The following is an 18,421-nucleotide window of genomic DNA, read 5'->3' on the forward strand; positions in this document are numbered from 1 at the left end:
CGAAAACGATAAAATTATCATAAAGTTTTTGCAAACAAAGAGTATCGTAAAAGAACTTATAAATCTTAAAATGAGAAAAATAATTGTTTTTTTATTCTACAGATAGGTGATGCGTGCGTTCGTCATAAGCATAAGTGAGAACAAAAACATCATTGATTCTGTAGTGGACGCATAGTGTTTTGCCTTTCATCTTCAGATTTTCTACAACTACAGAGCCCAAACAGTTTTCTTGAAAAACTTGTAAGCGCATCTCAAAATACTGTAAATTTTGCTCCGAGAAATATTTATAAGTTGTTTCCTTGGCACTCCAATTGATTAATTGCGCCTCTATCGTCGCAGCATATTCATCAGAACGGATGAATTTTCGAACAATACGAGATACTCGATCGCTAAAATATTCAATATCAACTGCCACTTTCTTTTCTTTTGAAACCACAACCGCAGCATAACCTTTAGTATCACTTATACTGATGTTCCATCCCTCAAGATAAGGTTTTCCATTCTGCCGGTGCTTGATTTCCATAACTGTGCCACCAGTTAATATAAAAACAAGTTCGTATACAGCAAGTTTTTCACGCAGACGTTCCTGATGATGGTAAGCAGTAAGATATGGCATGACTTTCGATAAACGTGCATCACAGGCAAGTAATTCATCTACGGTTTCTTCGATACGCCATATCCCTAATCTTATATTGGGGGCAATGTCTTCAATTGAAACGAGTGCCATACGACCTATTATTCTTCGAGAGATGCATCATGTTTTATCTCGTGTACGACTACTTTTATCTTGCTGATACGTCTTTCTTCTATACCCAAAATCTCGAAAGTATAGTTTTTATAATCAATTTTTTCACGTATACTGAGGAAATCACCCTTTATCTCAAGCAACAATCCGGCAAGCGAATCAGCATCGCCTTCGACATCTTCGAATTCATCGTCTGCAATATTCAGTATACGACAAAAGTCGCTAAGTAGCGTTTTCCCTTCAAAGACATAAGTATTATAGTTGAGCTTAGAATAAATCTTTTCCTCTTCATCGTATTCATCATTGATCTCCCCTACAATTTCTTCCAAAATATCTTCCAAGGTTACAATACCACTGGTTCCGCCAAACTCATCGACCACGATTGCTATATGAACTTTATTTTCTTGGAATTCACGCAGCAGATCATCGATTTTTTTCGTTTCAGGTACGAAATACGGTGGACGTATCAAACTTTGCCACCTAAAGCCGGCCGGCTTGTTTAAATGCGGAAGCAAATCCTTTATATAAAGTATTCCTCGAATATTATCATCATTATCTTGATAAACGGGTATTCTGCTATAATTATTTTTGATAATACACCTTAATACTTCATCGAACGGGCTGTGTATATCGATATCCACAATATCTTGGCGACTGGTCATAACCTCTTTGGCCGTCTCATCTCCGAAACGTATAATACCCTGCAATATGCTTTGCTCGTCCTTAATATCCTCTTTATCAGTAAGTTCTAACGCCTGTTCCAGATCATCCATACTTAGCACATGACTTTCCTTTTGCACCACCTTTTCTGCCAACACGCCACTTCCCAATAGCAAATTCTCTATTGGCCAAAATAGTTTACGCATAAATAATACACCTTTTACGGCTCTTCTACAAAATTGCAAAGGGTTTTGTCGGCTATAAACTTTTGGCATAATCTCGCCAAATAATAATAAAAGAAAAGTAAGTATAACCGTTATACAGACAAACTGAAGCCAATAGGCCTTCGGTCCAAAATGAACAATTGAGCCAAAAACATAATTACACAACATGATAATCATGACATTAACGAAGTTATTGGCTATCAATATAGTAGCTAAAGTTCGTTCACTATCGTTACGAAGTTCTTCTATGTATTTATCTTTCTCTCTTTTTTCGCCGTCAAGTTCGGCAATATCTACCGGAGAAAGACTGAAAAATGCTATTTCCGAACCACTTGCAAAACCTGACACTAATAGTAGGATAGCAGCCAATAACGCTGCTATGATGACACCAATCGTAGGATATTGCAGATAGACGTCGGTTAAAGAATCGTTTATATTAGAAAAGTTCAATTTCTATCTATTAACAATAAATCGTAAATATTTAAAAAGGTAACGGACCTTGTGTATCTGTAGAAATTGGTTTGTCTGACGATTCCTGTGTCTGATTACCTTCTCCTTGCATTAGCGGTTTGGGTGATAAAAGTTCCATATTTTCGGCAAGAATTTCTGTCACGTATCGCTTCATTCCTCGCTGATCATCATAAGTACGGTAACGTATGCGCCCTTCTACATATAGCTTATCGCCTTTATGTACATATTTCTCAACAATTTTTGCTAATCCTCGATAAAATACAACAGTATGCCAATCAGTATGATTGGGTACTTTAGTCCCGTTTTGAAGTGTATAGCCTCGCTCGGTTGTGGCAAGACTTAGCTGCGCAACTGCCTGATCGACCTCAAAATATCTCACATCAGGCTCTTTACCCGCATTACCTATCAGCATTACCTTATTCATATTTGTAAGTCATTAAGTTAATTTATGTCCGTTCCACGTAAAATTACTTCCACATACCAAGATATTTGAAATGAAAATTCTTGCCTTTGGCAGAAGGGAATTGTGAACGTCCATCAACACGAGAACGTAAATATTCAACAATTCTATTATAACAATCTAAACCGGAGTCTGCCTTACATTGGACTACAAAATGAGTATCCCGATATTCGTGCTTACCCGTTGCCGGAACCATAACAACACGTTTAAAATCTAATACTCCCTCATACCAACCGGGATGATTTTCCGTTAATCGCGTAGCAACACTATTCATCAGTTCATGCTTATCATTGGCTAAACCGTTCGTAGGTATCATCGGATGCAAAGCTTTCTTTTGTTTAAAATCCGTCATCGTTTCGGCTGTAGTCTTTATAATAATAAAGTACACTCTAGGCCTTACTTTATAACGCTTCGGATAGAAAACATTACTTGAGACGTAATCTCTTATATCTGCTTCAATATCTGGTGTCATCTCTATCTCGGGAATAGAATGAAGAAAATCCAAAGCCTCTTCAACATTGTATACTAAAGCTTCTCTATCAAAGTATCTTAAATATAAATTCATTGATGTGTATGTTTCTCTTAAAAATACAATGAGCGGCAAACGGGGCTCGAACCCGCGACCTCGACCTTGGCAAGGTCGCGCTCTACCAACTGAGCTATTGCCGCAGAGCGTAAAAAAGTATAATAAAAATGGTGAAGAGGAGGAGACTCGAACTCCCACGAAACAATTTTCACTACCCCCTCAAAGTAGCGCGTCTACCAATTCCGCCACCTCTCCAACAAGTCTTTCTCTCTGAATAAATTGTGCCCAGAACAGGACTCGAACCTGCACGTCGTAAAACACACGCACCTGAAACGTGCGCGTCTACCAATTCCGCCACCTGGGCAACTTGAAGTTCCCGACTTCATTCCATCATTTATTCAAGAAATGAGCGGCAAACGGGGCTCGAACCCGCGACCTCGACCTTGGCAAGGTCGCGCTCTACCAACTGAGCTATTGCCGCATTATCCCTTATTAAGGAGCACTTCTCTAAATGCGGTTGCAAAGGTAATGTTTTTTTCCGACTTTCCAAACTTTTACTGTATTTTTTTTCTAAAAAGTAAATTGGAGCCGTTAGTCCATTCTACTTTTATAATCTTCATAGCCAAACTGTCGCAAAATCTCAAGCCTCCCATCATCATGAGCTATAACTATTGATGGATGAGTTATCCCATTAAACATACACGTCTTTACAGTTGTATAATGTATCATGTCTTCAAAAATCACATTTTCTCCCACTTTCAACTCATGATCAAATTGCCACATGCCCATAAAATCACCTGCCAAACAGCTATTTCCCCCCAAACGATAGAGAAACTCCTTCGCCTTGTCATTTACATTAGATTCCTCAACTATTTCTGCTCCACGCACATTAGGCATATACGGCATTTCAAGACAATCGGGCATATGACAAGTAAAACTAACATTCAACACAGCCGTGCGTATATATTGGTCTTCTACTATATCGACGACTTGTGATACAAGGGAACCAATTTGCCATGCAAAAGCACTCCCCGGTTCGAGGATTATTTTCAAATTAGGGTATCGTGCATGAAATCTTTGAAGAATATATACAAGCCGTTCTATATCATAATCTTTCCGTGTAATAAGGTGCCCACCTCCGAAATTGATCCACTTTAGTTGTGGAAACCATTTCGAGAACTTTCCCTCAATATGAGCCAATGTACGCTCAAATACATCGGCTCCGCTCTCACAATGGCAATGACAATGAAAACCATCCACGTCTTTGGGTAGCACAGCGGGTAATTTATCTGCCGTTATCCCGAAGCGTGTACCGGGCGAACATGGATTATATAAATCGGTACTAACCTCAGAATATTCTGGATTTACACGTAACCCAATGCTAATATCTGGATTTTCTTTGCACACACGTTTATGAAATCGTTCATATTGAGACAGCGAATTAAAGGTAAGATGGCTTGAATAAGACGCAATATCATTAATTTCATAATCAGTATATGCAGGCGAAAAAGTATGTGTTTTCGCTCCAAACTCTTCAAATCCGAGACGTGCCTCATATAAAGAACTCGCCGTAGTAGCCCGAATATATTCTCTGAATATCGGGAAACATTTCCATAAAGCAAAGGCCTTAAAAGCTAGAATAATCTCCACATCAGCCCGTTCCGCCACCTTATTTATTATAGACAAATTATGCCGAAGCCTACGCTCTTCCGCCACATATGCCGGTTTGTCTAAGCCATCAAAAGTTTTCAAGTCCACTTTCATCCCAATATTAAAAATCGTTTTTATCATGCAAAGATAGCTTTTTATTATCGGATATAATTGCAAGATTGCAAGTTTTTTCATACATTTGCAAACCGAAAAGTAATGACGATGAAGCTTGTAATACTTACTAAATCTACATTTTTCGTAGAAGAAGACAATATACTCGCCACCCTCTTCAATGAAGGTATGGAAAATCTTCATGTATACAAGCCGGGGGCATCTTCTTTATATTTAGAGCGGTTGTTGTCTTTATTACCCGAAGAACATCACAGTAAAATCACTATTCATAACCATTACCATCTAAAAAACGAATTTCATTTGGCAGGCATACATATAGACAATGATAAAGCAACGTATCCTTCCGGTTATAAAGGTAGCATTGGCAGATCATGTACAGACTTGACAACATTGAAAAAACTAAAAAAGAAATCCGATTATGTTTTCCTCGGAAACATCTTCGATAGCATAGAATTCAAAGAAAAAAAGTCGAATTTCAATATAAAACAGTTGGAGGAAGCCTCTTATCAAGGCCTTATAGACAAGCATGTATTTGCTTTTGGAGGCATGAATATCGAGCATGCTAAAATTGTCAGGCAACTCGGCTTCGGCGGAATAGTCATATGTGGCGACCTATGGCAGCATTTCGATATACACAGACAGACTGATTTTAAAACAATTCTGACTCATTTTGAAAAATTACATAAAACAATTAGTTAAAAGAAATACACTTTATAATTTCATAAACGCTAAAAGAAATGAGTGAAAATAACTCTTTTTTGGTATTCTCAGGTACTAACACGAGATACCTTGCAGAGAAGATCTGCGCAAGTTTAGATTGCCCACTGGGAAACTTGGTTGTTACAAGATTTTCCGACGGAGAGTTTGCCGTATCTTACGAAGAGTCAATCCGCGGCCGTGATGTATTCCTCGTTCAGAGCACATTCCCTAACTCTGATAATCTTATGGAGCTATTATTAATGATCGATGCAGCCAAACGTGCATCGGCGCGTAACGTCATAGCTGTGATACCTTACTTTGGTTGGGCTCGTCAAGACCGCAAAGATAAACCGAGAGTGAGCATTGGAGCTAAACTGGTTGCCGATTTGCTGAGCGTAGCAGGTATAGATCGTTTAATTACAATGGATTTACATGCCGATCAAATTCAGGGGTTCTTCGATGTACCAGTAGACCATCTCTACGCTTCCGGTGTCATTTTGCCGTATCTACAGAGCCTCAAACTAAAGGAACTCGTTATTGCAAGTCCGGATGTTGGGGGTTCTAAGCGCGCTAACACCTATGCCAAATATTTAGGATGCCCATTAGTTCTTTGCAATAAGACACGTGCTCGTGCCAACGTTGTGGACAGTATGCAAATCATCGGTGATGTAAAAGGCAAAAATGTGGTGATTGTAGATGATATGGTCGATACAGCCGGTACTATCACTAAGGCTGCCGATATCATGAAAAAGGCCGGTGCACTGAGCGTACGCGCATGTGCTTCTCACTGTGTCATGAGCGGTCCGGCATCGGAACGCGTACAAGCATCCTCGATAGAAGAGATTGTTTTCTCCGATTCAATTCCTTATACCAACCGTTGTTCAAAGGTGAAGCAGCTATCAGTTGCCGACATGTTTGCCGAGACCATACGCCGCGTAGTAAATAACCAGAGTATATCCTCGCAATACCTCGTATAATCCGAACTATATGAAACTAAATCTGAAAATCTTCATACTGGCTTTCGCCGGATTTATATTTCTCGGCTGTCAGTCCAAAACTTCCCCGAAACAGGAGCCACAATCCCCAAATACCGAAAATATCTTGCCAGATTTCAAAATGAATCATATCGGCGGAGGAAGCATATCCGTAAGGGACGAGATAAGTAAACATAAGATTACGGTCATCGATTTCTGGGCAAGTTGGTGCGGCCCGTGTATGCAAGAAGCTCCTTATATGGTCGACTTATACAACAAATACAGCGATAAAGGCTTAGGTATCATCGGTATTTCACTCGATAAAGATGAACAATCATGGAAAAATGCCGTAAAACGTATGCACATGAATTGGACTCATATCTCCGATCTTCAGGGGTGGAATAACGCCGCAGCACAGATGTTGGGAATAACCTCTATACCTTTCACCATTGTTGTAAACAGCGAAGGAGCCATCCTCACAGCCGGACTGCGCGGCGAAGAACTTGCAACTTTCGTAGCAAGTAAATTGCAATAAATATTATAGGCGTATCTTTCTGTCTTATAAGCAGATACGCCTATATTTTACAAAGATACCTCTCAATATCGTTAAAAACCGGATATATGTAGCACAGGTAGCAGACTTAAGCAATATACATATATTCCCTATATCAATCTCATCATCTTACTATATACAATACTCTCGTCGAATTTCTTCGACTGTTTTTGCTATTCCTTAAATTATTATATCATTCTAACGGGGTAACAAAATCCATCCGATACCTAATAATATAATAGCTATATAATGAAAACAGCTCTAAAAACCTCATAACAAGCCTTCTATACCTAAAAGTAAGGAATATGTTTTTCATTACTTTTAAGTATTGCAACGATACTATAAATAACGTATCTTTGCATTAAGAATAAGTGCAGTGACGGTTACCACTTTCGATCGACAATGGTCACAATCCAATTCAATTATTATTATGTTAATAACAAGACAATTGAAGACGGAAACGCAACTGAAAAACTGCACTTATCTTTTTGTCTTATTTCTATCGCCACAAATAGGTATTTTTTATTAAAAGTTTATTAAAAATACATTATTTTAGGTATTGTACGGTCATTTTAAACGACTTACTTTTGCAGCTGTAATATGATCAAAATGTTTTTTTAAACAACACAATTTATTCAAATGAACAAATTTATAGTAGCTTTTGTCGTAGGTATGACAATAGGAAGTTTTACGTCTCAGCATGTAAAAGCACAAGTAAACGCTTCCGACAGTGTTATGCAACATGCCAAAGGCAATCGGCTAAGTATAGGGGGATATGGAGAAGTGGCTTATTCTCGTAACTTTTATAGCGATAATCAATACCGTTATCGTAATCAAAGCAAGTATAAAGATGATCCAAGCAACGGGCGTTTTGACATTCCTCACACCGTTATTTATTTGGGTTACGACTTCGGAAAGGGCTGGACATTGGGCACAGAAATCGAGTTTGAACACACAGGAACGGGCTCTGCTACCGAAATAGAAGCCGATGAAGGCGGAGAGTATGAAGTTGAAGTAGAAAAAGGCGGCGAAGTTGAGTTGGAACAGTTTTGGATCAACAAGCGCTTTGCCCAATGGGCAAACATAAAACTCGGTCATATCATCGTGCCGGTTGGTCTGAATAACGCACATCATGAGCCTTTAAACTTCTTCACGATATACCGTCCGGAGGGAGAAAACACCATCCTTCCCTCTACATGGCACGATACTGGTGTTAGTTTTTGGGGCAAGTATGGCAAATTCCGCTACGAAATAATGATGGTAGCCGGACTTGACGCCATGATGTTTAGCCGTGATGGATGGATTCACAAAGGTGCCGGATCGGCTTATGAGTTCAAGCCAGCTAACAAATATGGCTTTGCGTTCCGTACAGATAATTATTCTATTAAAGGTCTACGTTTAGGATTGAGCGGATATTACGGCCAATCCATGCACAACACCTACCCGAATGAGATGCAAGGAGCAGGAAAAACCTACGATAAAACCCAAGCCAACACATTTATAGGCTCATTTGATTTCACGCTTAATCGGTTTAATTGGATCGTTAGAGGGCAGGCAGATTACGGATACATATCCGATACACCGATGTTAAACAGTGCAAAGGCCAATTCTCAAAAGAGCTCTCCGTACGACGTTACCAAAGTAGGAAAGAATGCTGTCGCCATAGGTATAGAAGCAGGATACGACATCTTCTCCCAAATAGTAAAACTTCGGGCTGATAAACAGAAGCTGTATGTGTTCGGCCGTTTCGACTATTACAACTCGTACATTCCCGAAAAAACACAGAGTAAGTACGAATATACATCAAGAAAATGTATGACTTTCGGAGTAAATTACTATCCCATACCGCAGATAGTCTTAAAAGCAGATTACTCCAAACGTTATTTAAAGGCTAACTATAACAATGAGCCCAGCATCAATATCGGTATAGCCTATGAAGGTTTCTTTATGTAAATAAAGCAAATACAATATATTCAATTATAATTAATATAATAGAAAAACAAATGAAAAAGTTATTCAGAAATGCACTTTTCTTTGCAATGTCGGGCACACTTACATTAAGTACAGTTGCCTGTAGCAGTGACAACAACGGAAACGGTGGTACCGACTTAGCTACACAGAATGCGGAAATACAGAGTATCACACAACGCTATTTGAACGATGTAGTGTATCCCACTTACAGCAATTTGGCAATAGAAAGCGAAGGACTATACAATAAAATCGCAGCATTAAAGGCTAAACTCAACGCCGGAACGAACGTCAATCAAAGCGAGATAGACGCTATATGCTCGTCGTATAAGGCTGCTCGCAACTATTGGGAAGAGTCTGAAGCCTTTCTTTACGGCGCAGCAACAGACTTCAACATCGATCCACACATCGACACATGGCCTCTCGCAGTTGAAATTTTGGCCAAAGACCTGTCTAATAAAGATAAGATTGCAGGCCTGAATGCCAATACAGGTGTCGATTTTGCACGAAAGAATTTAATTCCTGATAATCTCGGATTCCACGGGATAGAATTCATATTCTTCCGCGATGGTAAAAATCGCCCTGCTACTTTCTTCAATAACAACGAAAAAGAGAATTATGTTGATCCGAATGGCAATGCTTATTTTAAAAATGTAACGGTTACCGGAAAAGAAGAGGTGATCTTTGCATCGGCAGTAGCCGGCGACTTGCGTGACAAATGTTATCAGCTCGAAGTGGCTTGGGAGGGCAATAAAGCTCCTGCAAACCACATAGCACGCGTGGCAGAATGCGCAAAGAACTTCGATGATTTCGGCACTCTTACCAAAACAGGGTTAAGCTATGGTGAAGACTTGCTTGCTGCAAACACGTCAAAGAGCTCATTAGCGTCTGCATCATGGAAGAAAGTTCTCGAAACTATATTTATCTCCGGATGCTCGAATATCTGTGCAGAAGTGGCAGATCAGAAAATGGGACAGGCCTATCGAACCCACACCAGTTCTTCTCCGACATACCATGAAGGAGAGAATGGTAATAAAGAGGAAGATGATCCTAACTATATTGAGTCCCCGTACAGCTATAATTCTTTTACAGACTTCTATGATAATATTCAAAGTATTCAGAATAGTCTTTATGGGAATTACAATCAATCAGCCTACAGTGATAATTCGATCATGGCATATCTGACAGCCCACAATGCAGCAATGGCCACAAACCTACAAAACAAACTCACGGCAGCATTGCTCGCTTTAAAGGCATGCCAGAACAGTAATAAGGCATTTGTTCAAAACCCGGGAGCATCGTATGTTAAGACCGCAATGGATGCTGTCAGCGCACTTGACGATGCACTTACAGAAACATCTAAGTGGGTTTTGGCAAACTGACAGACTTTCTACCAGCGATAAATAGTAGTTGTATCTGCATTATACCAAATGATACAGGTACGACTATTATAGGTTAAAAAGAAACAATGTGATCAATTACAACATTATGAAACCATTTAAGAACTATAAACTTCTATTGCTTTGCTGTCTCATAGCGGGTACATTGCTATCATGTTCAGACGAAGATGAAAGACTGATCAGTACAAATGGCGAAGACGACTATAAGTATATAGGGCAGGCAGTAGAGGGATTTGACAAATCCGAATGGTATCCGGGAGGGGAATTAGGGACTACGGAAAACACGACCAGCAGTTGTTATGAAGACGAAACTCCATCTATAACAAACGGAGATTTTCTGCAACCTTTCAAACGTGGTGAGATATTATTCGAACATTATTTTCGCGAATCAAGTACGACAAAAGACTTTACCGGATTAGGTCCGGCATACGTTCGGGCAGCATGCATAGACTGCCATCCCGCTTATGGGCACGGGTGGCGCGTATCTAAATACAATGCCGACGAAAGAGGCAACGGCTATCTACTCGTAATATACCATCCTTCCGATGGTGCCAATAGTGACGACGGACCATACATAAGTGAAATAACCGGCATGCCACAAACACGTGCCGTATCTCCATTCCTTCCTCCTGTCGACGAAAACGGCATCAGTATCAAATGGGAAAACATTACAGCAATGGAAAGCGGACTGCCGATGACTTTCCCCGATGGAGAGAAATATGACCTTATCTATCCCGAGGTTACGATTATGCCTACAGCATTCAATACAAGTCCCATACCCACCAACTATGCCGTACGTTTGGAGTCCACAATCGGATTATACGGTACCGGTCTTTTAGATGCCATACCGCAAGATTCCATGAAAGCCCAGTATGCCAAGGAAGCTAAATTCATAGAATTGAACCCGAACATGTGGGATAAAACCAAGAATGATTGGGCCGGCGATCCTAAACTTGGTAAAGCAAACGGTGCTTGGTATAAATTGGCAGACGGCACGATGAAGGTAAAGAAATTCACTTACGCTATGACGCGTGCCTCTCTCCAAGATGGGGCAGGTGCTAATGCGATGTGGAATATTACAAACGTAAGCCGCAGCGACCGTCCATACCTTTATACAACTTCGGCATGGGCCAAGGCAATGTCCGAGAATAGCAGTGTGATTGCCAAAATTCAGGCAGATCCTACATCTCCTTATTATGGCGACGGTACGCCGGATAGCATCCGTGGAATGGTAAGAAACTTGCTTGATCCGAAAACCAATCAGTTTAATAATAAATGGCATAACTTTGCCCCCGAGATGAGCGATCTTAACTTCTGGCAGTACATGGTTTGGCACCGTGGTCTTGCTGTAGCCCGTGCACGTGACTTGAACGATGCTACCGTACAAAGGGGTAAGAAAGTATTTATGGAAATCGGGTGTGCCAATTGTCATCGCCCGAAGTGGCAAACCGGTACAGATGATTACTGGGCTCCGGCTCCTATCATTGCTAATCGTTTGAACTTGCCCATTTATCCGAAACAAACGATTTATCCATATACCGACTTAGTACAGCACAGACTCTACATGAAGAATGGCATTCACGGGTCATGGTGTCGTACAACTCCATTATGGGGAAGGGGCTTATCTCTTGTAAATACAGGGCATGAAGATCGGTTACACGACTGTCGCGCCCGTAACGAAATAGAGGCTATCATGTGGCATGCATACAGTAAAAACAGCGATGCCTATAGGTCTGCCGAGAAATTCTATTACTTATCGAAGGCTGATAGAGACGCCGTAGTAAAATTCCTCAGATCGATCTAACCCTTTATACATATCAATCATAGGGATGAGGTATATACCCATCCCTATATTTTTATATACAAAAATGATCAAGAAAGCACTCATATTTCTCTATATATGTATCATCATCGTAATGGCTACTGCCACTTTTGTAGAGAAATATACCGATACTACTTACACGGCATCATACATCTATGGGGCATGGTGGTTTATTCTTTTATGGACCATGCTTACTGCTACGGGCATTACATATATACTGAAAAGTAAAATGAGACGGTGGAATCTGCTGTTGCTCCACCTCTCTTTCCTGATTATTCTCATTGGTGCACTGCTCACTCACCTCACATCTTATATTGGTGCCATCCATCTCCGAGAAGGCGAGACCACCGATAAATATTTCAAAAGAGATACGAATGAAGGCATGAAACAGTACGAACTGCCGTTCAAAATCGAGCTTCGTCGCTTTCACATCTACTATCATGAGGGGACAGAGGCCATTTCCGACTATGCTTCAGATATCGTTATCACCCGCGGAAACACAATTAAAAGCGGCAAGGTGTCCATGAATAACATCATGCGTTTTGCTGGCATACGCCTTTATCAAAGCTCTTACGACGATGACAAGAAAGGAACCGTTCTCTCGATCAATAGCGATCCTTACGGCATTCCGATAACCTATGTAGGCTATTCGCTCTTGTTTTTCTCTCTACTCTATCTTCTGATCGATCCTAAAGGTACCTTTCGAACCTTATTGAAAAGTCCGTTACTGAAAAAAGGGATATTGCTTATACTGCTCACATGGGGCATCGGCACCCCTACATTTGCCGTTACAACTTTTCCAAAAGAAACTGCATACGAGTTCGGCAAACTCTACATCGATTACAACAACCGTATCTGTCCGCTACAGACATTCGCCATTGATTTTACGAAAAAACTGTACGGCAAACCAATCTATAAGGAGTATAGTGCAGAGCAAGTACTTCTGGGTTTCATCTTTTGGGGAAACGAATGGAGCAATGAGCCCATTATTAAGATAAAGAACGGCGTTTTCAAAGAAACACTGCAACTGCCTGATTATAGTTCCATCAATGCCTTCTTTAACATGGGGGCGCAAGGATACCGCTTGGCACCATATATCGAAGAGCTTTATGCCGGCAATCAAGATGCATTCCATAAGCAGGCAGGCGATTTAGACGATCGCATTCAGCTGGTATTGAACGTGCGCAAAGGCACATTACTCAAGGTTTTTCCCTATACAGACAGCAGAAATAAGCATACTATACGGTGGTATGCGCCCACCGAAGCACTGCCGGTAAGTATTGATTCGATACACAGGAAATACATCAAAGAGTTGTTCAACATTCTTTATTCAGATGCCCTTACCGGAAACTACGAGCACGCAAACAGCCTTATATGGGGGCTCCGCAAGTTCCAAGTAATAAATGGAAAGAAAAGCCTGCCCACGATTACACAGACCAAAGCCGAACGATTATACAATTCTTTCCCCTTCGTGTCGTTCCTCTTTATGGCAAATCTCTGTCTTGGAGTGCTTGCCATCCTTTGGCTGATATACGGTATTACGGGGAAAAGCCGACTTTCACGACGCACGAACCGCATTATCGACGTTCTTTTTACCGCAACGTTCGTGCTCTTGTTCGGCGTATTAAGCCTATTACTCGCCTTGCGATGGATTATTACAGGCAACATTCCCATGTCTAACGGGTACGAAACGATGCTTATGATAGCATGGTTCGTACAACTGTCGGTGCTGCTTTTACGCCGTCAAATGCGCCTCCTACTCGTGTTCGGTTCCCTACTTTCGGGCTTTTTCATGCTTGTCTGTCACATCGGACAGATGGATCCGACGATTACACACCTTATGCCTGTACTCAACAGTCCGCTCTTGAGCATACATGTGAGTGTAATCATGATGAGCTATGCTCTCTTGGCATTGACGTTCGTTTGCGGCTTCACTGCCATTAGCATTGCCATGTTCGATAAAAAGAACCGAAAAATGTTGGAGGCACTTGCCGTTCTTTCGCGCATTTTCCTATACCCCGCCCTCGTCACACTGGGCTTGGGAATATTCATAGGTGCCATTTGGGCGAATATCAGTTGGGGCCGGTACTGGAGTTGGGACGCGAAAGAAGTATGGGCGCTCATCACATTCATGATATATGCCGTACCGGTGCACACACAATCCCTCCCACGTTTACAACGACCGATGGCATACCATATCTATACAACAATAGCCTTCCTCGCAATACTGATGACCTATTTCGGCGTAAACTATTTCCTTGGCGGTATGCACAGCTATGCTTGATACTGCTCGAAGAATACCCGCCACTAACCGATAAAAACAAGAACTGGAGGTTTGCAATATATAGTTTTGCAAACCTCCTTTAATTTTCTTAATAACATATAAGTCTGTTTTGTAGAAATTATATTTTATTGTAACTTTGCACAACAATGAAATTTATATTCTATTTATCATTCGCATTTTCGGTATTATCAGCTTCTGCAAAGATACCGAAAGCGTCGTCTCCAATAGCTAACAGAGTAAATACGGCAGCTAAGCACTTACCCTTATCGGCCATGCTTGTGGCGAAATACACCGATAATAGGCGGCACTGTCTGTATTACATATACCAAAACAGACTCTATTGCTTCGATGTAAAAAGCAATAAAACGCAAGATATTAACTTCGAAACGAACAATTATTCCTCCATCTTGAGGGCTTTTTCTGTGGCAGACGGCAATCTACTGTTCATAGCCGTGGAACGTAAAGGGCTTACAAACTCATATATTACCGACGGACAGGTATTGTGGGGCATAAACACCTTCAATAAACAATCGTTCAAAATAGGCGAAGGCTACGATATATCTAAGCACAAAGACCATTTTCTTATAAAGAAAGGTGCGAGATGTCTCAATCCGCAAGCCCCGCAACACCGTCGCAAATGGATGATTAAAGACCACTATTTCTATTTGGACGGCAAACCGATGTTCGTAAAAGAAGAATATTTATATCGTCCTTAAACGCGATAAGAGTTTTCTCAACACTCTCTAATGAATAAAGAACGTACTCATTAGAGAGATTATTTAAGCCCGATAGATAATATGTCTACTGATCACAAACCATACGTCTGATAGAAATATTCTATAGAAATATCTGTCATAAAATAAATCTGCCTTATTGTCGAAAAATCGGAGAAGCGCCGTTATGTCAATTTACTGTGATATGAAAACACCCCTGATGCACTTCGTACTTGACTAAGCAACGTTTGTTGTTTCGCATGTCGTTCAGTACTTCGCTTAGTACCCATTTCAACGTGTCATTACGAACTTGTCGGCGAGAGGGGCCATCCGGCTCTTCTACAGTTTTATAACGGTTATAACAAATATCGAAAGTAGTTCCGTAAAGATGGCAACTATTCTGCGTTGCATTGCCATTATGTCCGCGTAACTTGTCCACATCGACCTTGCTACGCATTACACTTGTTACGATAATCTTATGCAAAGGAATGCCCTTAACTTGCAGACTATCAAAAAAATTACGCCCTATATCTTGAAGTAAGACTACGGCACGAGGTACCAAATACGGTATGCTGCTGCGCAAACGATCTACATAAAAGTAAGGATTACTGCCCACATACACAAGTTCCGCCTTACGATTTTCGGCCTCTTCCCTATCCATTACCGGTTTTACACCATATCTATTAGCCGCCAACAGCTGCACATCATTTTGATCGGGAAAAGCATTTCCAAAGTTCGGAACACTATAAATTCGGTTTTTTATAAGGCTTCCATCGGCCTTAAAAAACTTAGATGTCGCAGAAGTACCTACAAAAATGCGGGCATCATCGGCCCCTTTGTTCGCCACAACCGCAGCTTCAGCCGCCGCCGAACTGTTCGAATTTCGGACTGTTGTATCGCTTGCAAAAGCCGTATCTTCCCTGCCCTGCGCCACTTTAGGAAATATACACCTCACCATGCCCAACAAAATAACGACGATACAAAAACCCTGCAGATATCTTTTTTTAGAAATTATCATTGCCCCGTTGATTGCTATAGCTGTGCAAAGTTACTAAAATAATTCATAAACGGATAAATGATAATTACGATTTCTTTGCGGATTTGAGGTTTTTTTGTAAATTTGCACCTAAAATAATAATAGCAAATTCAGTCTAAAAACATTGATAGAGAAGCATATAATTCTTGAGGATATCGATCCCGTAGTGTTCTACGGCGTCAACAACAGCCATCTTCAAATGATCAAATCGCTCTTTCCTAAGATGCGTATCGTGGCACGCGACAACGTGATAAGAGTACTTGGCGATGAGGAAGAGATGGTAAAGATCGAAGACAACATAGAGACCATACGCAAGCATGTGCTAAAATATAACACTCTTAACGAGGAAGATATTCTTGATATCATTAAAGGCAAGCAAACCAAAGCCGATGCTATTAAAGGAGTACTCGTTTACAGTATATCCGGAAAACCGATAAAGAGTCGTTCTGAAAACCAGCAGAAACTGGTCGAGGCCTATGAGAAAAACGACATGGTCTTTGCTGTTGGTCCTGCCGGAACGGGCAAAACCTACCTGAGTATTGCCCTTGCAGTGAAAGCACTTAAGGAAAAGATCGCTAAAAAGATTATCCTGTCGCGCCCCGCGGTGGAGGCCGGAGAGAAATTAGGTTTCCTTCCGGGTGACATGAAAGATAAAATCGATCCTTATTTGCAGCCACTCTACGATGCTCTCGAAGACATGATACCGGCCGTAAAACTACAAGATATGATGGAAAAGCACATCATACAGATCGCTCCGTTGGCTTTCATGCGCGGACGAACACTAAGTGATGCGGTGGTAATCCTTGATGAAGCACAGAATACAACGCCTGCTCAAATACGTATGTTCCTCACCCGAATGGGATGGAATACCAAGATGATTATCACAGGCGATATGACTCAGGTGGATCTGCCCCGCGAACAAAAGAGCGGACTGCGCGAGGCATTGCGCATACTCGGCAATATAGAAGGCATAGGTGTAGTAACATTAGGACAAAAAGATATCGTACGCCATAAACTTGTTACCCGCATTGTAAATGCATACGATGCTTACGATAAGAAAAACAGCGATGAACACAAGCCGAAGCTGCAAGAAACAACATCTAACAATATACAAGAATGAAGGCATTAACAAAGACTGATTTCCATTTTGAAGGACAAAAGAGCGTTTATCATGGTAAGGTACGCGATGTGTATAACATCAACGACGATCTGATGGTAATGGTAGCCACCGACCGTATTTCGGCATTCGACGTTGTTCTGCCTAAAGGTATTCCTTTCAAAGGACAGGTGCTGAACCAGATTGCAGCCAAGTTTCTCGATGCTACAAAAGACATCTGTCCGAATTGGAAACTGGCAACACCCGATCCAATGGTAACAGTCGGTCTTAAATGCGAGGGGTTTCGTGTAGAAATGATCATTCGGTCAATTCTCACAGGTTCGGCTTGGCGTGCATATAAAGATGGGTGCAGAGACCTTTGTGGCGTAAAATTACCCGATGGAATGAGGGAAAATGAATGCTTCAAAGAGCCGATTGTCACCCCTACCACTAAGGCCGACGAGGGACACGACATGAATATATCGCGCGAAGAAATTATCTCGCAGGGCATCGTAAGTGCAGAAGACTATGCCATTATCGAAGACTATACCCGCAAACTCTTTAAGCGCGGTCAGGAAATTGCAGCCAAACAAGGACTGATACTCGTAGATACAAAATATGAATTCGGTAAGCGAAGCGGCAAAATCTACCTGATAGACGAGATACACACGCCGGACTCAAGCCGCTATTTTTATGCAGACGGCTACGAAGAAAAGTTCGAAAAGGGTGAGCCGCAGCGGCAACTGTCTAAAGAGTTCGTACGCCAATGGCTCATCGAACATAATTTCATGAACGAACCCGGGCAGCAAATGCCGGAAATAACAGACGAGTATGCCGAAAGTGTAAGCGAAAGATATATCGAACTATACGAACACATAACCGGAGAAAAGTTCGATAAAGCGGTCGAAGAAGGCAATATTGCAGCAAGAATAGAGAAGAACGTAGCCGCTTATTTGGCATCGAGATAAGCGACAAGTCGGTCGACAAACTTGTACAAAAGCCCGAAAA

16 protein-coding genes and 4 tRNA genes are annotated in these 18,421 nt (G+C 41.2%); 10 read left to right on the forward strand and 10 right to left on the reverse strand.

Features of this window, described 5'->3' with window-relative positions; all coding sequences use genetic code 11:
• Positions 1 to 91 precede the first annotated feature (91 nt).
• From HMPREF0663_RS11020 to nspC, 9 genes are all read right to left on the reverse strand, one after another.
• On the reverse strand, positions 92 to 727 hold the full coding sequence (locus HMPREF0663_RS11020) for a 4'-phosphopantetheinyl transferase family protein (RefSeq protein ID WP_004370625.1): 636 nt from the start codon (positions 725 to 727) through the stop codon (positions 92 to 94).
• A gap of 8 nt (positions 728 to 735) precedes the next feature.
• A complete protein-coding gene (gene gldE / locus HMPREF0663_RS11025) occupies positions 736 to 2,079 on the reverse strand; it encodes a gliding motility-associated protein GldE (protein ID WP_004370626.1) in 1,344 nt (447 codons plus the stop codon).
• A 31-nt stretch (positions 2,080 to 2,110) separates the two neighbouring features.
• Positions 2,111 to 2,524 carry a single-stranded DNA-binding protein gene (locus HMPREF0663_RS11030; protein WP_004370627.1) on the reverse strand — a complete coding sequence of 138 codons (414 nt, stop codon included), beginning with the start codon at positions 2,522 to 2,524 and terminating at the stop codon, positions 2,111 to 2,113.
• 43 nt (positions 2,525 to 2,567) lie between these two features.
• On the reverse strand, positions 2,568 to 3,125 hold the full coding sequence (locus tag HMPREF0663_RS11035) for a hypothetical protein (RefSeq protein WP_004370628.1): 558 nt from the start codon (positions 3,123 to 3,125) through the stop codon (positions 2,568 to 2,570).
• A gap of 31 nt (positions 3,126 to 3,156) precedes the next feature.
• Positions 3,157 to 3,229 (reverse strand) — tRNA-Gly (locus HMPREF0663_RS11040).
• 25 nt (positions 3,230 to 3,254) lie between these two features.
• A tRNA-Leu gene (locus tag HMPREF0663_RS11045) sits at positions 3,255 to 3,341 on the reverse strand.
• A 27-nt stretch (positions 3,342 to 3,368) separates the two neighbouring features.
• Positions 3,369 to 3,450, reverse strand: a tRNA-Leu gene (locus tag HMPREF0663_RS11050).
• Positions 3,451 to 3,494: 44 nt separating this feature from the next.
• A tRNA-Gly gene (locus HMPREF0663_RS11055) sits at positions 3,495 to 3,567 on the reverse strand.
• A 110-nt stretch (positions 3,568 to 3,677) separates the two neighbouring features.
• The gene (gene nspC / locus HMPREF0663_RS11060; RefSeq protein WP_040560386.1) at positions 3,678 to 4,850 is read right to left on the reverse strand and encodes a carboxynorspermidine decarboxylase; all 1,173 of its coding nucleotides are present in this window, start codon (positions 4,848 to 4,850) and stop codon (positions 3,678 to 3,680) included.
• A gap of 102 nt (positions 4,851 to 4,952) precedes the next feature.
• On the opposite strand from nspC, the gene HMPREF0663_RS11065 reads away from it, so the two are divergent.
• The 8 genes from HMPREF0663_RS11065 (at position 4,953) to HMPREF0663_RS11100 (ending at position 15,284) form a co-directional block, all read left to right on the forward strand.
• Entirely contained in the window at positions 4,953 to 5,567 is a 615-nt protein-coding gene (locus HMPREF0663_RS11065; protein ID WP_004370630.1) for a thiamine phosphate synthase, read from the forward strand.
• Positions 5,568 to 5,605: 38 nt separating this feature from the next.
• A complete protein-coding gene (locus tag HMPREF0663_RS11070; protein ID WP_004370631.1) occupies positions 5,606 to 6,544 on the forward strand; it encodes a ribose-phosphate pyrophosphokinase in 939 nt (312 codons plus the stop codon).
• A gap of 10 nt (positions 6,545 to 6,554) precedes the next feature.
• The gene (locus HMPREF0663_RS11075; protein WP_016665086.1) at positions 6,555 to 7,076 is read left to right on the forward strand and encodes a TlpA family protein disulfide reductase; all 522 of its coding nucleotides are present in this window, start codon (positions 6,555 to 6,557) and stop codon (positions 7,074 to 7,076) included.
• Positions 7,077 to 7,733: 657 nt separating this feature from the next.
• Positions 7,734 to 9,047: a hypothetical protein gene (locus tag HMPREF0663_RS11080; protein ID WP_004370634.1), complete on the forward strand. Its 1,314-nt coding sequence runs from the start codon at positions 7,734 to 7,736 to the stop codon at positions 9,045 to 9,047.
• A 50-nt stretch (positions 9,048 to 9,097) separates the two neighbouring features.
• Positions 9,098 to 10,444 (forward strand): imelysin family protein, encoded by a 1,347-nt coding sequence (locus HMPREF0663_RS11085; RefSeq protein ID WP_004370635.1) that lies wholly within the window; start codon positions 9,098 to 9,100, stop codon positions 10,442 to 10,444.
• Between the two features lie 106 nt (positions 10,445 to 10,550).
• Positions 10,551 to 12,266 carry a di-heme oxidoredictase family protein gene (locus tag HMPREF0663_RS11090; RefSeq protein WP_004370636.1) on the forward strand — a complete coding sequence of 572 codons (1,716 nt, stop codon included), beginning with the start codon at positions 10,551 to 10,553 and terminating at the stop codon, positions 12,264 to 12,266.
• Positions 12,267 to 12,330: 64 nt separating this feature from the next.
• Positions 12,331 to 14,568, forward strand: coding sequence for a cytochrome c biogenesis protein CcsA (locus tag HMPREF0663_RS11095; RefSeq protein ID WP_036875438.1), 2,238 nt, complete (start codon positions 12,331 to 12,333; stop codon positions 14,566 to 14,568).
• A gap of 146 nt (positions 14,569 to 14,714) precedes the next feature.
• Positions 14,715 to 15,284 carry a hypothetical protein gene (locus tag HMPREF0663_RS11100; protein WP_016665084.1) on the forward strand — a complete coding sequence of 190 codons (570 nt, stop codon included), beginning with the start codon at positions 14,715 to 14,717 and terminating at the stop codon, positions 15,282 to 15,284.
• 187 nt (positions 15,285 to 15,471) lie between these two features.
• Here the strand turns inward: HMPREF0663_RS11100 and HMPREF0663_RS11105 are convergent, their stop codons facing one another.
• Positions 15,472 to 16,299 (reverse strand): DUF5715 family protein, encoded by an 828-nt coding sequence (locus HMPREF0663_RS11105; protein WP_004370639.1) that lies wholly within the window; start codon positions 16,297 to 16,299, stop codon positions 15,472 to 15,474.
• Positions 16,300 to 16,441: 142 nt separating this feature from the next.
• Between HMPREF0663_RS11105 and HMPREF0663_RS11110 the strand changes: the two genes are divergently transcribed.
• Together HMPREF0663_RS11110 and HMPREF0663_RS11115 are read left to right on the forward strand one after the other, a co-directional pair.
• Positions 16,442 to 17,437: a PhoH family protein gene (locus HMPREF0663_RS11110; protein WP_004370640.1), complete on the forward strand. Its 996-nt coding sequence runs from the start codon at positions 16,442 to 16,444 to the stop codon at positions 17,435 to 17,437.
• Positions 17,434 to 18,381, forward strand: coding sequence for a phosphoribosylaminoimidazolesuccinocarboxamide synthase (locus HMPREF0663_RS11115; RefSeq protein ID WP_004370641.1), 948 nt, complete (start codon positions 17,434 to 17,436; stop codon positions 18,379 to 18,381). The genes HMPREF0663_RS11110 and HMPREF0663_RS11115 overlap by 4 nt, the downstream gene beginning before the upstream one ends.
• The last annotated feature ends 40 nt before the right edge of the window (positions 18,382 to 18,421 follow it).

Origin of the sequence: Hoylesella oralis ATCC 33269 (genome assembly GCF_000185145.2) — a bacterium.
GTDB classification, from domain to species: Bacteria; Bacteroidota; Bacteroidia; order Bacteroidales; family Bacteroidaceae; genus Prevotella; species Prevotella phocaeensis.

Bases quoted from the DNA above. Each gene is read 5' to 3' on its own strand.
- HMPREF0663_RS11020 (WP_004370625.1), bottom strand. From the start codon at position 727: ATGGCACTCGTTTCAATTGAAGACATTGCCCCCAATATAAGATTAGGG.
- HMPREF0663_RS11030 (WP_004370627.1), bottom strand. From the start codon at position 2,524: ATGAATAAGGTAATGCTGATAGGTAATGCGGGTAAAGAGCCTGATGTG.
- HMPREF0663_RS11035 (WP_004370628.1), bottom strand. From the start codon at position 3,125: ATGAATTTATATTTAAGATACTTTGATAGAGAAGCTTTAGTATACAAT.
- nspC (WP_040560386.1), bottom strand. From the start codon at position 4,850: ATGAAAGTGGACTTGAAAACTTTTGATGGCTTAGACAAACCGGCATAT.
- HMPREF0663_RS11065 (WP_004370630.1), top strand. From the start codon at position 4,953: ATGACGATGAAGCTTGTAATACTTACTAAATCTACATTTTTCGTAGAA.
- HMPREF0663_RS11070 (WP_004370631.1), top strand. From the start codon at position 5,606: ATGAGTGAAAATAACTCTTTTTTGGTATTCTCAGGTACTAACACGAGA.
- HMPREF0663_RS11075 (WP_016665086.1), top strand. From the start codon at position 6,555: ATGAAACTAAATCTGAAAATCTTCATACTGGCTTTCGCCGGATTTATA.
- HMPREF0663_RS11080 (WP_004370634.1), top strand. From the start codon at position 7,734: ATGAACAAATTTATAGTAGCTTTTGTCGTAGGTATGACAATAGGAAGT.
- HMPREF0663_RS11085 (WP_004370635.1), top strand. From the start codon at position 9,098: ATGAAAAAGTTATTCAGAAATGCACTTTTCTTTGCAATGTCGGGCACA.
- HMPREF0663_RS11090 (WP_004370636.1), top strand. From the start codon at position 10,551: ATGAAACCATTTAAGAACTATAAACTTCTATTGCTTTGCTGTCTCATA.
- HMPREF0663_RS11095 (WP_036875438.1), top strand. From the start codon at position 12,331: ATGATCAAGAAAGCACTCATATTTCTCTATATATGTATCATCATCGTA.
- HMPREF0663_RS11100 (WP_016665084.1), top strand. From the start codon at position 14,715: ATGAAATTTATATTCTATTTATCATTCGCATTTTCGGTATTATCAGCT.
- HMPREF0663_RS11105 (WP_004370639.1), bottom strand. From the start codon at position 16,299: ATGATAATTTCTAAAAAAAGATATCTGCAGGGTTTTTGTATCGTCGTT.
- HMPREF0663_RS11115 (WP_004370641.1), top strand. From the start codon at position 17,434: ATGAAGGCATTAACAAAGACTGATTTCCATTTTGAAGGACAAAAGAGC.